Here is a 14062-nt window from a genome sequence, read left to right as displayed (position 1 = left end):
GTCCGCTTAAGAGAATACGGACCCGCGGTCCGGTTGTGCAAGATGCGGACCCGGGGTCCGTTTACCGGGTCGAAGGAGACGGAGGCATCCCGTGCCCGAACGAAAGCCCCGCGCGGACGCCCTGCGCAACCGCGAGACCGTCCTGGCGGCGGCCGACCGGCTCTTCGCCACGTGCGCGAGCCCCGAGGACGTCACCATGGCCGACATCGCCGCCGCGGCCGGCGTCGGCAAGGGCACCCTCTTCCGGGGCTTCGGCGACCGCACGGGCCTGATCCGCGCGCTCTACGAGTCCCGGCTCGAACCGATCCGCCACGCCGTCGCCGAGGGCCCTCACCCGCTCGGGCCCACGACGCCCCCCACCGAACGCGTCCCGGCCCTGCTCGACGCCCTGCTGTGCTTCAAGCTCGACCACCGGCACCTGTCCCTCGCCCTGGAGGGCACGGGAAGCGACAGCCCCTACCGCGCCTCCCACTACGACTGGTGGCACGGCACACTCCGGGACGTCCTGGAACAACTGCCCGGCCTCACCGACGCCGGCTTCACCGCCCACGCGCTGCTGGCGGCGGTCCGCGCGGACCTCGTCGACCACCTCACCGACCGGGAGCACCTGACGCGTGAGCGGCTCCGGGCGGATCTGGCCGGGTACACCGCACGCGTGCTGGCCGGCGGCTGAGTCCCGGGAACACCGGAGCGGCCGGACCCCCTGCCTCCAGGGGGTCCGGCCGCTCCGGTGAACAGGCCGATCGGTGTTCGCGACGGTCAGGCCGACGCCGGCGGATACAGAGCCCGCGGCAGCTGCGAAGCCGCCGCCGCGTCCAGCAGCCACAGCGTCCGGGACCGGCCGTACGCGCCCGCCGCCGGTGCCTGCACCTCGCCCGCCCCCGACAGCGCGATCGCCGCCGCCTGCGCCTTGTCCGCACCGGCCGCGAGGAGCCAGACCTCACGGGCGGCACGAATCGCCGGCAGCGTCAGCGTCACCCGCGTCGGTGGCGGCTTGGGCGCGCCGTGCACACCGACCACCGTGCGGTCGGTCTCCCGGACCGCCGGCAGCTCCGGGAACAGCGACGCCACATGCGTGTCCGGCCCGACGCCCAGCATCAGCACGTCGAACGTGGGGACGGGCCCGTGGTTCTCCGGGCCGGCCGCCGCCGCCAGTTCCTCCGCGTACGCGGCGGCCGCCGCGTCCACGTCGTCGCCGTGCGGCCCGTCCGACGCGGGCATCGCGTGCACCCGCTTGAGATCGAGCGGTACCGCGTCCAGCAGTGCCTCGCGGGCCTGCGTGACGTTGCGGTCCGGGTCGCCCTCGGGCAGGAAGCGCTCGTCGCCCCACCACAGGTCCAGCCGGGACCAGTCGACCGCGTCCCGCGCGGGCGCCGCCGCCAGCGCGGCCAGCAGGCCGTTGCCGTTGCGGCCGCCCGTCAGGACCACGGACGCCGAGCCCCGGGAGGCCTGCGCGTCCACGATCCTGGTGATCAGCCGGGCCGCCGCGGCCTGCGCCATCAGCTCCTTGTCCCGGTGGACGACCAGCTGCGGTGCCGTACTCACTTCGCCTCCGCCTCCCGGACCGGCTCCGGCGTGGGCGGCTCCTGCTTCACCGGTGCCTGCGCCGTCGCCTGCGCAGCGGGAGCTTTCGCAGCCGCCTCGACGGGAGCGGGGACGGCGAGTCGGGCCCGCCCGTCACTTTTGGGCACCGGGCCCGCGGCCTTCAGCCGGTCCACCCCGTACCGCAGGGCCGACGCGTAGGTGTCGTCCGGGTCCAGCCGCCGCAGCTCCTCCGCGATCAGCTCGGCCGTGTCCCGGCGCTTGAGCGCCACCGCACGGTCGGGCTGGCCCTGGATGGAGAGGGTCGCCAGGGAGCCGTCGGCGCGGTCCAGGTGGATCGGGCCGCAGTTGGTGTCCATGCGGACCGCCGTCAGACCCGGGCCGCTGGACAGGGAGCGCTTCACGGGGACGTCCAGCCGGTCCGCGAGCCACATCGCCAGCAGCTCGCAGCTCGGGTTGAACTCCTCGCCCTCCACCTCGACGGCCCTGACCTCGCAGGCGACCTGGTCGAGCGCCGCCGCCAGCATGGAACGCCAGGGCGTGATGCGGGTCCACGACAGGTCCGTGTCGCCGGGAGTGTAGGTCCCCGACCGGGTGGCCAGGTCCCGCACCGGCTGCTCGGAGGCGTACGTGTCGGTGACGCGGCGCTGGGCGAGGGCGCCCAGGGGGTCCTTCGCCGGGTCGAGCGGCGCGTTCACCGGCCACCACACCACCACCGGGGCGTCCGGCAGCAGCAGCGGCAGCACCACCGACTGGGCGTGGTCCACGACCTCCCCGTACAGCCGGAGGATCACGGTCTCGCCGGTGCCGGCCTCCGCGCCGACCCGGACCTCCGCGTCGAGGCGGGACTGCGTGCGGTCGCGGGGGGAGCGGGAGACGCGCCTGATGACGACGAGCGTGCGCGAGGGGTGCTCGCGCGAGGCGTCGCTCGCGGCCTTCAGCGCGTCGTAGGCGTTCTCCTCGTCCGTCACGATGACCAGCGTGAGCACCATGCCGACCGCCGGGGTGCCGATCGCCCGGCGGCCCTGCACCAGCGCCTTGTTGATCTTGCTGGCCGTGGTGTCGGTCAGGTCTATCTTCATGGCCGGCGCCAGCTCCGTCCGTGTCGCTCGAGCATTTCGTCCGCCTCGACGGGCCCCCAGGTACCGGCCGGGTACTGGGCGGGCTTGCCGTTGGTGTCCCAGTACTCCTCGATCGGGTCGAGGATCTTCCAGGACAGCTCGACCTCCTCGGTGCGCGGGAAGAGGTTCGAGTCACCGAGCAGGACGTCCAGGATGAGACGCTCGTACGCCTCGGGGCTGGACTCCGTGAAGGACTCGCCGTACGCGAAGTCCATCGACACGTCCCGGATCTCCATCGACGTGCCCGGCACCTTCGAGCCGAAGCGGACCGTCACGCCCTCGTCCGGCTGGACGCGGATGACGATCGCGTTGGAACCGAGCTCCTCGGTGGCGGTGGAGTCGAAGGGGGAGTGCGGCGCCCGCTGGAAGACGACCGCGATCTCCGTCACCCGGCGGCCGAGCCGCTTGCCGGTGCGCAGGTAGAAGGGGACGCCCGCCCAGCGGCGGTTGTCGATCTCCAGCTTGATCGCGGCGTAGGTGTCGGTCTTCGAGGAGGCGTCGATGCCGTCCTCCTCCAGGTAGCCGCGCACCTTCGTGCCGCCCTGCCAGCCGGCCGCGTACTGGGCGCGCACGGTGTCGCGGCCCAGGTCCTGCGGCAGCCGCACCGCGCCGAGCACCTTGGTCTTCTCGGCGGCCAGCGCGTCCGCGTCGAAGGAGGCCGGCTCCTCCATCGCGGTCAGGGCCATCAGCTGGAGCAGATGGTTCTGGATGACGTCACGGGCGGCGCCGATGCCGTCGTAGTAGCCGGCCCGGCCGCCGATGCCGATGTCCTCGGCCATGGTGATCTGCACATGGTCCACGAAGGACCGGTTCCAGATCGGCTCGAACATCGTGTTCGCGAAGCGCAGCGCCAGGATGTTCTGGACGGTCTCCTTGCCCAGGTAGTGGTCGATGCGGAAGACCTGCTCCGGGGCGAAGACCTCGTGGACGACCTTGTTGAGCTCCTCGGCCGACTTCAGGTTGTGGCCGAACGGCTTCTCGATCACCGCGCGCCGCCACGAACCACCGGTCTGGTCCGCAAGCCCGTGCTTCTTCAGCTGCTGGATGACCACCGGGAAGGACTTCGGCGGCACCGAGAGGTAGAAGGCGAAGTTGCCGCCCGTGCCCTGGGCCTCGTCCAGCTCCTCGATCGTGGAGCGCAGCCGCTCGAACGCGTCGTCGTCGTCGAACGTGCCCTGCACGAAGCGCATGCCCTGGATGAGCTGCTGCCAGACCTCCTCGCGGAAGGGCGTGCGCGCGTGCTCCTTGACCGCGTCGTGCACCTCCTGCGCGAAGTCCTCGTGCGCCCACTCACGGCGGGCGAAGCCCACCAGCGAGAAGCCCGGCGGGAGCAGACCCCGGTTGGCCAGGTCGTACACGGCCGGCATCAGCTTCTTGCGTGACAGGTCACCCGTGACGCCGAAGATGACCAGGCCCGACGGCCCCGCGATACGCGGGAGCCGTCGGTCCGCCGGGTCACGCAGCGGATTGCTGCTCGACACCTGTTCAGCCCTCCGAGGGGGCGAGGCGCTTCAGCTCGGCCTCGGTCGACTTCAGCAGGTCGTTCCAGGAGTCCTCGAACTTCTCGATGCCCTCCTTCTCCAGCAGCTGCACGACCTCGTCGTACTTGATCCCCAGCCGCTCGACGGCGTCGAGGTCGGCACGGGCCTGCTCGTAGGTGCCGGCGACGGTGTTGCCGGTGATCTCGCCGTGGTCCTCGGTGGCGAACAGGGTCGCCTCGGGCATGGTGTTCACCGTGTTCGGCGCGACCAGCTCGGTGACGTACATCGTGTCGCTGTACGCCTTGTCCTTCACGCCCGTCGACGCCCACAGCGGACGCTGCTTGTTGGCGCCGGCCTTCTCCAGGGCGTTCCAGCGGTCCGAGGAGAAGACCTCCTCGTACGCCTGGTAAGCCAGCCGGGCGTTGGCGACGGCGGCCTTGCCGCGCAGCGCCTTGGCCTCGTCGGTGCCCAGGGCGTCGATCCGCTTGTCGATCTCGGTGTCCACGCGGGAGACGAAGAACGACGCCACGGAGTGGATCTGCGACAGGTCCAGGCCGCGCTCCTTGGCCTTCTCCAGGCCGGTCAGGAACGCGTCCATGACCTTGCGGTAGCGCTCCAGCGAGAAGATCAGCGTGACGTTGACGCTGATGCCCAGGCCGATGGTCTCGGCGATGGCCGGGATGCCGGCCTCGGTCGCCGGGATCTTGATGAGTGTGTTGGGCCGGTCCACCAGCCACGCGAGCTGCTTGGCCTCGGCGACGGTGGCCCGAGTGTTGTGCGCCAGGCGGGGGTCGACCTCGATCGAGACCCGGCCGTCCTTGCCGCCGGTGGCGTCGAAGACGGGGCGCAGCACGTCGGCGGCGTCGCGGACGTCCGCCGTGGTGATCATGCGGATGGCCTCTTCGACGGTGACCTCACGGGCGGCCAGGTCGGTCAGCTGCGTGTCGTAGCCGTCACCCTGCGAGATCGCCTTCTGGAAGATCGACGGGTTGGTGGTGACGCCCACGACGTGCTGCTGGTCCATCAGCTCGGCGAGGTTGCCGGACGTGATCCGCTTGCGCGACAGGTCGTCCAGCCAGATCGCGACGCCCTCCTCGGAGAGGCGCTTGAGTGCGTCTGTCATGGAAATTCCATCTCCTACGTGTCGTATATGAGCGTCAGCGCTGGGCTGCGGCGATCGATTCCCGGGCGGCGGCGGCCACGTTCTCGGCAGTGAAGCCGAACTCCCGGAAGAGCACCTTGCCGTCGGCCGAAGCACCGAAGTGCTCCAGGGAAACGATGCGGCCGGCGTCCCCGACGTACTTGTGCCAGGTGAGACCGATCCCGGCCTCCACCGCGACACGCGCCTTGACGGACGGCGGCAGGACGCTGTCCCGGTACCCCTGGTCCTGCTGCTCGAACCACTCCACGGACGGCATCGACACCACGCGCGTGGGCACGCCGGCGCCCTGGAGCTGCTCGCGCGCCTCGACGGCGACGTGCACCTCCGAGCCGGTGGCGATGAGGATGACCTCCGGCTCGCCGCCCTCGGCCTCGAACAGGACGTAGCCGCCCTTGGCCGCGTCGTCGTTGGGCTCGTAGGCCGGCACACCCTGCCGGGTCAGCGCCAGGCCGTGCGGCTGGCCCTTGCCGAACTCCTTCGTCCAGCGCCGCAGGATCTCGCGCCAGGCGATGGCCGTCTCGTTGGCGTCGGCCGGGCGCACGATGTTCAGGCCCGGGATGGCCCGCAGCGAGGCGAGGTGCTCCACCGGCTGGTGCGTCGGGCCGTCCTCACCGAGACCGATGGAGTCGTGCGTCCACACGTACGTCACCGGCAGGTGCATCAGCGCCGACAGCCGTACCGCGTTGCGCATGTAGTCGGAGAACACCAGGAAGGTGCCGCCGTAGATCCGGGTGTTGCCGTGCAGCGCGATGCCGTTCATCTCGGCGGCCATCGCGTGCTCGCGGATACCGAAGTGGATCGTGCGGCCGTACGGGTCCGCCTCCGGCAGCGGGTTGTCCGCCGGGAGGAAGGAGCTGGTCTTGTCGATCGTGGTGTTGTTGGAGCCGGCCAGGTCGGCCGAGCCGCCCCACAGCTCGGGGATGACCGCGCCGAGCGCCTGGAGGACCTTGCCGGAGGCGGCACGCGTGGCCACACCCTTGCCGACCTCGAAGACCGGGATCTTCTCCTCCCAGCCCTCGGGCAGCTCACCCCTGGCGATCCGGTCGTACTCGGCGGCGCGCTCGGGGTTGTTGTCCCGCCACTGCTGGTACGCCTTCTCCCACACCGCGCGGGCCGCCTGGCCCCGCTCCAGGGCCTTGCGGGTGTGCGTGATGACCTCGTCGGAGACCTCGAAGGTCTGCTCCGGGTCGAAGCCCAGGACGCGCTTGGTGGCCGCGACCTCGTCGTCGCCGAGCGCCGAGCCGTGCGCGGCCTCGGTGTTCTGCGCGTTCGGGGCCGGCCAGGCGATGATCGAGCGCATCGCGATGAACGACGGCCGGTCCGTGACGGCCTTGGCCTTCTGGATCGCCTCGTAGATCGCGGCCGGGTCCAGGTCGCCGTTCTCCTGCGGCTCGACGCGCTGCACGTGCCAGCCGTAGGCCTCGTAGCGCTTGACGGTGTCCTCGGAGACGGCCGTCTCCGTGTCGCCCTCGATCGAGATGTGGTTGTCGTCCCACAGCAGGATCAGGTTGCCGAGCTTCTGGTGGCCGGCGAGCGAGGACGCCTCGGCGGAGATGCCCTCCTGGAGGCAGCCGTCACCGGCGATGCAGTAGATGTAGTGGTCGAAGGGCGACTCGCCCTCCGGGGCCTCCGGGTCGAACAGACCGCGCTCGTAGCGGGCGGCCATCGCCATGCCCACCGCGTTGGCGACACCCTGGCCGAGCGGACCGGTCGTGGTCTCCACACCGGTCGTGTGCCCGTACTCGGGGTGGCCGGGGGTCTTGGAACCCCAGGTGCGGAAGGACTTCAGGTCGTCCAGCTCCAGGCCGAAGCCGGCCAGGTAGAGCTGGGTGTAGAGGGTCAGGGACGAGTGGCCGGCGGACAGTACGAAGCGGTCCCGCCCGACCCAGTCGGCGTCCGCCGGGTCGTGCCGCATCACCTTCTGGAAGAGGGTGTAGGCGGCAGGCGCCAGGCTCATCGCCGTACCGGGATGGCCGTTACCGACCTTCTGTACGGCATCGGCGGCCAGGACACGCGCGGTGTCGACGGCCCGCTGGTCCAACTCGGTCCACTCGAGGTCTGTGGTGGTCGGCTTGATGCTCACCCTGGGTCAGGGCTCCTCTCCACATGTCGGATGCCGGTGTCTCGGGGCGCCCACCGGCCGCAGCCGAGCCTACCCCCGTGGGACGTGCGTTCTTCCGAGTCACTCCAGAGTGCAGGGACTCATTCCGATCCGCTCCCTGACTGGGCCGTACCGCATTCGACAGGTGAATACGGAGCCGCTCATCCGGGTGCTCAATCGAGCTTCCGGCCGCCCGTCGGAAGCCGCCCTCCAACACGAGGCGACCCCCGCGAATGTCCGACTCTGGGCAACGTCTAAAGTGGCGTGGTACGCGCGAGCCTTTACCGTCACTTCACACGGTGGGGCTCGCTGGACTGTCTCTGTAGGGGTGTGCGTGACGGCCGTTGAATCCCGTCCAGCGGGTCTGCTCGGGACGGACCAGAGCCCGGCCCACCGGCCGTTCGGGGCCCGTGTCATGGCGTTCGTGGCTCTCACCAAGCCGCGGATCATCGAGCTGCTGCTGATCACGACGGTGCCCGTGATGTTCCTGGCGCAGCAGGGCGTGCCCGATCTGACGCTGGTGCTGCTGACCTGCGTCGGCGGCTACATGTCCGCGGGCGGGGCCAACGCCCTCAACATGTACATCGACCGCGACATCGACGCGCTGATGGACCGCACCTCGCAGCGGCCGCTGGTCACCGGCATGGTCAGCCCGCGCGAGTGCCTCGTCTTCGGCATCACCCTGGCGATCGCGTCCACCCTGCTGTTCGGCCTCACCGTGAACTGGCTGAGCGCCTGGCTCTCCCTCGGCGCGCTCCTGTTCTACGTGGTCGTCTACACGATGATCCTCAAGCGCCGCACCTCCCAGAACATCGTGTGGGGCGGCATCGCCGGCTGCCTGCCGGTGCTGATCGGCTGGTCCTCGGTCACGAACTCGATGTCCTGGGCGCCGATCATCCTGTTCCTCGTCATGTTCTTCTGGACGCCGCCGCACTACTGGCCGCTGTCCATGAAGGTCAAGGAGGACTACGCGCGCGTGGGCGTGCCGATGCTGCCGGTGGTCGCCTCCAACAAGGTCGTCGCCAAGCAGATCGTGATCTACAGCTGGGTCATGGTCGCCGTCTCGCTCCTGCTGACCCCGCTCGGCTACACCGGCTGGTTCTACACGGCGGTCGCCCTGCTGGCGGGCGGCTTCTGGCTCTGGGAGGCGCACGGCCTGCAGAACCGCGCGAAGGCGGAGGTGACGGGCGCGAAGCTGAAGGAGATGCGCCTGTTCCACTGGTCGATCACCTATGTGTCGCTGCTGTTCGTGGCGGTCGCTGTCGACCCCTTCCTGCGCTGACGCCACCGACGTACGTCACAGGGCCCTGCCCTCGCCAGTCCATCTACTCGTGAGTAGCATCCTGGTCATGGCAGAGACGCAGCAGGTTGACCCGAAGGCCGAGCGCAAGGCCGCCCGGCTCGCCCAGCAGATCAGCTCCTTCTCCAAGGCCCACGGCGGCGCCGAGGGCCAGGTCGCCTACCTCGGCGAGCGCGGCGCCCGCATCGTCCTGGTCGGCGAGGACGGCAACTGGGGCGACCTGGTCGCGCCGTCCTACGAGATCGCCGAGAAGGCCGTGGAGAAGTCGGGCATCACCCGCCACGAGTCCTTCGACGGCGAGTTCGCCGCGAAGGTGAAGACGGGCCGCTACGAGTGGTCGCGCATGGCGGGGATCCAGGTCGGCGGCCCGAAGAACGACTGACCTACTTTCCAAGGGCGCGGGGAACGGCGCGAGCGACCACGCTCGGCCCGCACCCGCCGAACCGCACCGGCCCCGTACCCGAACCGCGACCTCGAACCCGGTTCACCCGTTAGGACCCCTGAGAGCACAGGGTCCACACCGGGGAGCCCGGATGATCGAAACGCCGTCCCTAGTGGACCAGTACTGCCACGGAGTACTCCGCACGGAGCTGGGCCTCGGCACCTTCGAGGCCCACCTCTCCCGCACCGAGGGGCCGCCCGCCCCCGGCACCACCCTCTTCGACACCCAGACCGGCTTCGCCGTGCGGCGCTGGTGCCCGCCCCTGCTCGGCCTGGAGCCCCACTGCGCACCGGCCCGCTACCTGGCCCGCCGCCGCGAGCTCGGCGTGCTGGAATCCGGGCGAAGACTCCTGCGCGGCAGCGGCATCACCACGTACCTGGTCGACACCGGCCTCCCCGGCGACCTCACGGAACCCGGTGAGCTGGCCTCCGCCGGAGCCGCCGAGGCCCATGAGATCGTCCGGCTCGAACTGCTCGCCGAGCAGGTCGCCGACACCTCCGGAACCGTCGAGTCCTTCCTCGCCAACCTCGCCGAGTCGGTGCACGCGGCCGCCGCGCACGCCGTCGCCTTCACCTCCGTCGCCGGGGTACGGCACGGCCTCGCGCTGGCCCCGGAGCCACCCGGGCCGGGGGAGGTGCGGGGGGCTGTGGGCCGCTGGCTCGCCGGGCGCGGCGTCGGCGGGGAGCTGAGCGACCCCGTGCTGCTGCGGCACCTGCTGTGGAGCGCGGTCGCCTCGGGGCGGCCGCTGCAGCTGCACGCGGGGCTCGGCGCGCCCGGCCTGCGCATCGACCGTACGGACCCGGTGCTGCTGACGGACTTCGTCCGGGCCACCGCAGGGCTCGGCACGGACCTGGTGCTGCTGCACGGGTACCCCTACCACCGGCACGCGGCCCATCTCGCCGGCGTCTTCCCGCACGTCTACGTCGACTCCGGCGCCGCCCTGGTCCGCACCGGCGCCCGGGCCGCGACCGTCCTGGCGGAGATCCTGGAGCTGGCCCCCTTCGGCAAGATCCTCTTCTCCACGGGCGCCCGGGGACTGCCCGAGCTGCACGTGGTGGGCGCCAGCCTGTTCCGTGAGGCGCTCGGGCGGGTCCTGGGCACCTGGGTCGCCGAGGGTGCCTGGTCCCTGCACGACGCCCAGCGCGTGGCGGGCATGCTGGCGTCGGCGAACGCGCGCCGGGTCTACGGGCTCGGCCAGGGCGGCTGAGCGCCCGGCCTAGGCCTTGGTGAGGGTGGCCTCGCCGGCGGGAGCCGGTACGTCGGCCAGGGTCTCCGGGCGTTCGCGCAGCGCCAGCACCACGCGCAGCACCCAGATCCACATCACGGCCGAGCCGAACATGTGCAGGCCGACCAGGATCTCGGGCAGGTCGGTGAAGTACTGGACGTAACCGATGGCGCCCTGGGCGAGCAGGATCAGGAACAGCTCGCGGGTGCGGCGCAGCGGCCCCTCGGGCGCGTCGACGGCCTTGAGGACGAACCACAGGGCGAACGTCAGCGTCACCACGATCCACGCCAGCACGGCGTGCAGCTTGCTCACCGTCTCCCAGTCGACCGGCATCCGTTCGACCTCGCTGGAGTCGCCGGCGTGCGGGCCCGCGCCGGTGACCACCGTGCCGACCAGGATGAGCAGGACCGCCGCGGCCACCAGGAACCACACCAGCTGCCGCACGGCCTTGCCGACCAGCGGGCGCGGCTCCCCGTCGCCCTCACCGACGCGCTGCCACATCACCGTGGCCACCGCGATGAGCGCCGACGTCGCCACGAAGTGCGCCGCGACCGTGTACGGGTTGAGACCGACCAGCACCACGATGCCGCCGAGGATCGCGTTGCTCATCACGATCCAGAACTGCGCCCAGCCCAGCCGCACCAGGCCGCGCCGGTACGGCTTCTGCGAGCGCGCGGCGATGATGGCCCAGCCGACGGCCGCGCACAGCACGTACGTCAGCATGCGGTTGCCGAACTCGATCGCGCCGTGCACGCCCATCGCGCTGGTCGCGGTGAGCGAGTCGTCGGTGCACTTGGGCCAGGTCGGGCAGCCCAGGCCCGAGCCGGTCAGGCGTACGGCACCGCCGGTGACGACGATGAGCACCGACATCACGAGTGCGGACAGGGTCGCGCGCCGGACGGTCCGGGGTTCCGGGGTCCAGCGTGCGGCGATGAAGGCGAGCGGGTTCCGCAGGGCCGCCAGGGCGTCGGCGCGGGTCACTTTTGGCACGCGTCCCATCGTAGGCGGCCGCTTGTGCACGCTTTCACGAGGGTCCGCCATGGCCTCACTCCCAGCGGAAGAACGCTCCGGCGGCGGCGAGGGCGGCGACCGCCCAGACCGCGAGGATCCCCAGGTCGCCCCACGGTGTCCCGGCCCCGTGCTGGAGGACGTCCCGCAGCCCGTCCGACAGCGCCGCGATGGGCAGCAGGCCCAGCACGTCCTGCGCCCCCTCCGGGAACTTGTCGAGGGGGACGACGACCCCGCCGCCGACGAGCAGCAGCAGGAACACCAGGTTCGCCGCGGCCAGGGTCGCCTCGGCCTTCAGCGTCCCGGCCATCAGCAGCCCGAGGCCCGAGAAGGCCGCCGTGCCGAGGATGAGGAGCAGCAGCACCGCGAACGGGTGGCCCTGCGGCGACCAGCCGAGCGCGAAGGCGATCACCGTCAGCAGGAGTACCTGGAGCACTTCTGTGACCAGCACGGACAGCGTCTTCGCCGTCATCAGTCCCCAGCGGGGCAGGGGCGAGGAGGCCAGCCGCTTCAGCACGCCGTAGCGCCGCTCGAAGCCGGTCGCGATCGCCTGGCCGGTGAACGCCGTCGACATCACCGCCAGCGCGAGGATGCCTGGGGCGAGGAAGTCCACCGCCTCCCCGGAGCCCGTGTCGACGATGTCCACGGTGCTGAACAGCACCAGCAGCAGCGTCGGGATGACGACGGTCAGCAGCAGCTGTTCGCCGTTGCGCAGCAGCATCTTCGTCTCGAGCAGGGCCTGGGCCGCGATCATGCGGGGGAGCGGGGCCGCGCCGGGCTTCGGCGTGTACATCCCGGTGCCGGTGGCGGTCATGCGCGCAGCTCCTTGCCGGTGAGCTCCAAGAAGACGTCCTCCAGGGTGTGGCGCTCGACCGAGATCCGCTCCGGCATCACGCCGTGCTGGGCGCACCAGGAGGTGACCGTCGCGAGCAGTTGCGGGTCGACCTTGCCGACGACCCGGTAGGAACCCGGTGTCAGCTCGGTGGCCGAGCAGTCGGCGGGCAGGGCCTTCAGCAGCGACCCCACGTCGAGGCCGGGCCGGCCGCCGAAGCGGAGGGTGTTCTCGGCGCCGCCCCGGCACAGCTCCTCCGGGGAGCCCTGGGCGATGACCCGGCCGGCGTCGATGATCGCCACGTCGTCGGCGAGCTGCTCGGCCTCGTCCATGTAGTGCGTGGTGAGGATCACGGAGACACCGTCGGCGCGCAGGTCCCGGACCAGGTCCCAGGTGGCGCGGCGGGCCTGCGGATCGAGGCCGGCGGTCGGTTCGTCCAGGAACACCAGCTCGGGGCGGCCGACCACGGCCATGGCGAGGGCGAGCCGCTGCTGCTGGCCGCCCGACAGCCGCCGGTACGTCGTACGGCCGCACGAGCCGAGGCCGAGGCGTTCGATGAGGGCGTCCACGTCCAGGGGGTGGGCGTGCAGCTTGGCCACGTGCCGGAGCATCTCGTCGGCGCGGGAGCCCGAGTAGACGCCGCCGGACTGCAGCATCACGCCGATGCGGGGCCGCAGGTCCCGGGACTGCCTCACCGGGTCCAGGCCCAGGACGCGCACCGTGCCGGAGTCCGGCTTCCGGTACCCCTCGCAGGTCTCGATCGTGGTCGTCTTGCCCGCCCCGTTGGGTCCGAGCACGGCGGTCACGCCCTGGTGGGCCACCAGGTCCAGCCCGTCCACCGCGGTCTTCGTGCCGTACCGCTTCACCAGGGCCTGGACCTGGACCACGGGCTCGCTTCGCATGACTCCAGAGTCTAGGTACGCGGCCGGGGGTCCGGGGCGGGGGGTGCGGCTACTCCTCCTCGCGCGGCCGGTGCGTCGCCAGCCACCGCTCGGCGTAGGCCACCGCGTCCTTCACCGGGAACAGCCGTGCCTCGGCCGCCCCGACCTTGCCGCGCACGACGGGGCGGTCCCGCTCGAAGTCGTAGCCCAGCTCGTCGAAACGGTCCGAGCTGATGGACACCTCGGTCACGGTCTCCCAGCCGTCCGGACCCGGGCGGCCGACGGCCACCCGGGGGGACGGGATCCGGTACTCGGCGAGGTGGAAGCTGGTGCAGGAGGCGTAGCCGGCGCCGAGCAGCAGGACCCGGGCGTCCATGGCCTCCAGCTTCGCCAGCGGGCTGCGCTCGCCGAGCCGGCAGTCGCTCGCGTGCCCCTCGACGATCTCCGCGGCGCGCGGCCCGAGCGCCGCGAACGAGGTCTGCGGGTGCGCGCTGCGCAGGGCGCCGGGCCAGGTGCGCACGGTCTCCGGGACGACGCCGACGCCGCGGCTGGGCGTGATGAGCGGGTCGTAGGCGGGCATCGTGGCGCGGATGTCCGCCCACCACTCCGGTGGCACCGGCGGGTTGCTCCACAGGGCGGGGTCGGAGAGTTCGCCGGTCTGTGTGGGGACCACCAGCGTGCCGGTGGGGCCGAGCGCGTCGAGCAGTCCCTGCACGACCGCGACAGCGCCGCCGTTGACCCAGCCGAGGGCGCTGAGCGAGGAGTGCACGAGGAGGGTCTCGCCGGGTCGCACACCCAGCTCGCGCAACTGTGCGCGCAGGGTGTCGCGGGTGACGAGTGGGCCGGTGGGAGGGGGTGTGGCCATGATGCCGGAGTCTCCCCGAAGCGGCCGTCCGATGCCACCGGTTTGATCGATCGGAGATCGTTTCCGCAGGTCGGATTAGGTATGCCTAAGTGACGCAGGGCA

13 protein-coding genes are annotated in these 14062 nt (G+C 71.4%); 4 read left to right on the top strand and 9 right to left on the bottom strand.

The window, feature by feature from the left end; genetic code table 11:
- Positions 1-91: 91 nt before the first annotated feature.
- Positions 92-673 carry a TetR/AcrR family transcriptional regulator gene (locus tag ABTZ58_RS23430; protein WP_351359906.1) on the top strand — a complete coding sequence of 194 codons (582 nt, stop codon included), beginning with the start codon at positions 92-94 and terminating at the stop codon, positions 671-673.
- An 86-nt stretch (positions 674-759) separates the two neighbouring features.
- On the opposite strand, the gene pgl is transcribed toward ABTZ58_RS23430, so the two are convergent.
- The 5 genes from pgl to tkt are packed head-to-tail and all read right to left on the bottom strand — an operon-like array spanning position 760 to position 7389.
- On the bottom strand, positions 760-1545 hold the full coding sequence (gene pgl, locus ABTZ58_RS23425; protein ID WP_351359903.1) for a 6-phosphogluconolactonase: 786 nt from the start codon (positions 1543-1545) through the stop codon (positions 760-762).
- Positions 1542-2624 carry a glucose-6-phosphate dehydrogenase assembly protein OpcA gene (opcA, locus tag ABTZ58_RS23420; RefSeq protein WP_351359900.1) on the bottom strand — a complete coding sequence of 361 codons (1083 nt, stop codon included), beginning with the start codon at positions 2622-2624 and terminating at the stop codon, positions 1542-1544. The genes pgl and opcA overlap by 4 nt, the downstream gene beginning before the upstream one ends.
- Positions 2621-4144, bottom strand: a complete 1524-nt coding sequence (gene zwf / locus ABTZ58_RS23415) for a glucose-6-phosphate dehydrogenase (protein ID WP_351359897.1) — start codon at positions 4142-4144, stop codon at positions 2621-2623. Before zwf ends, opcA begins: the two co-directional genes overlap by 4 nt.
- 4 nt (positions 4145-4148) lie before the next feature.
- Positions 4149-5267 carry a transaldolase gene (gene tal / locus ABTZ58_RS23410; protein WP_351359894.1) on the bottom strand — a complete coding sequence of 373 codons (1119 nt, stop codon included), beginning with the start codon at positions 5265-5267 and terminating at the stop codon, positions 4149-4151.
- A 34-nt stretch (positions 5268-5301) separates the two neighbouring features.
- Positions 5302-7389 (bottom strand): transketolase, encoded by a 2088-nt coding sequence (gene tkt, locus ABTZ58_RS23405; RefSeq protein WP_351359891.1) that lies wholly within the window; start codon positions 7387-7389, stop codon positions 5302-5304.
- 346 nt (positions 7390-7735) lie between these two features.
- Here tkt and ABTZ58_RS23400 point away from each other — a divergent pair, with 346 nt between their 5' ends.
- The 3 genes from ABTZ58_RS23400 (at position 7736) to ABTZ58_RS23390 (ending at position 10356) form a co-directional block, all read left to right on the top strand.
- Positions 7736-8689, top strand: a complete 954-nt coding sequence (locus ABTZ58_RS23400; protein ID WP_309095064.1) for a heme o synthase — start codon at positions 7736-7738, stop codon at positions 8687-8689.
- A 67-nt stretch (positions 8690-8756) separates the two neighbouring features.
- A complete protein-coding gene (locus tag ABTZ58_RS23395) occupies positions 8757-9089 on the top strand; it encodes a hypothetical protein (protein WP_351359888.1) in 333 nt (110 codons plus the stop codon).
- Between the two features lie 151 nt (positions 9090-9240).
- Positions 9241-10356: an amidohydrolase family protein gene (locus tag ABTZ58_RS23390; protein ID WP_351359885.1), complete on the top strand. Its 1116-nt coding sequence runs from the start codon at positions 9241-9243 to the stop codon at positions 10354-10356.
- A gap of 9 nt (positions 10357-10365) precedes the next feature.
- Here the strand turns inward: ABTZ58_RS23390 and ABTZ58_RS23385 are convergent, their stop codons facing one another.
- From ABTZ58_RS23385 to ABTZ58_RS23370, 4 genes are read right to left on the bottom strand one after another with little or no spacing between them, the layout of a single operon-like run.
- Positions 10366-11415, bottom strand: a complete 1050-nt coding sequence (locus tag ABTZ58_RS23385) for a COX15/CtaA family protein (protein WP_351359882.1) — start codon at positions 11413-11415, stop codon at positions 10366-10368.
- Between the two features lie 4 nt (positions 11416-11419).
- Positions 11420-12196 carry an ABC transporter permease gene (locus ABTZ58_RS23380; protein WP_351359879.1) on the bottom strand — a complete coding sequence of 259 codons (777 nt, stop codon included), beginning with the start codon at positions 12194-12196 and terminating at the stop codon, positions 11420-11422.
- Positions 12193-13116 carry an ABC transporter ATP-binding protein gene (locus tag ABTZ58_RS23375; RefSeq protein ID WP_351359876.1) on the bottom strand — a complete coding sequence of 308 codons (924 nt, stop codon included), beginning with the start codon at positions 13114-13116 and terminating at the stop codon, positions 12193-12195. Before ABTZ58_RS23375 ends, ABTZ58_RS23380 begins: the two co-directional genes overlap by 4 nt.
- A 49-nt stretch (positions 13117-13165) precedes the next feature.
- Positions 13166-13960, bottom strand: a complete 795-nt coding sequence (locus ABTZ58_RS23370) for an AAC(3) family N-acetyltransferase (protein WP_351359873.1) — start codon at positions 13958-13960, stop codon at positions 13166-13168.
- Positions 13961-14062 lie beyond the last annotated feature (102 nt).

The organism is Streptomyces sp. NPDC094143, from assembly GCF_040303825.1.
Lineage (GTDB): Bacteria > Actinomycetota > Actinomycetes > Streptomycetales > Streptomycetaceae > Streptomyces.
This window is presented reverse-complemented; position numbering and strand designations above follow the sequence as displayed.

Excerpts from the sequence above, each read along its gene's own strand:
- tal (WP_351359894.1), bottom strand. The coding sequence starts at position 5,267 with ATGACAGACGCACTCAAGCGCCTCTCCGAGGAGGGCGTCGCGATCTGG.
- ABTZ58_RS23385 (WP_351359882.1), bottom strand. The coding sequence starts at position 11,415 with ATGGCGGACCCTCGTGAAAGCGTGCACAAGCGGCCGCCTACGATGGGA.
- ABTZ58_RS23390 (WP_351359885.1), top strand. The coding sequence starts at position 9,241 with ATGATCGAAACGCCGTCCCTAGTGGACCAGTACTGCCACGGAGTACTC.
- opcA (WP_351359900.1), bottom strand. The coding sequence starts at position 2,624 with ATGAAGATAGACCTGACCGACACCACGGCCAGCAAGATCAACAAGGCG.
- ABTZ58_RS23370 (WP_351359873.1), bottom strand. The coding sequence starts at position 13,960 with ATGGCCACACCCCCTCCCACCGGCCCACTCGTCACCCGCGACACCCTG.
- ABTZ58_RS23395 (WP_351359888.1), top strand. The coding sequence starts at position 8,757 with ATGGCAGAGACGCAGCAGGTTGACCCGAAGGCCGAGCGCAAGGCCGCC.
- ABTZ58_RS23375 (WP_351359876.1), bottom strand. The coding sequence starts at position 13,116 with ATGCGAAGCGAGCCCGTGGTCCAGGTCCAGGCCCTGGTGAAGCGGTAC.
- ABTZ58_RS23380 (WP_351359879.1), bottom strand. The coding sequence starts at position 12,196 with ATGACCGCCACCGGCACCGGGATGTACACGCCGAAGCCCGGCGCGGCC.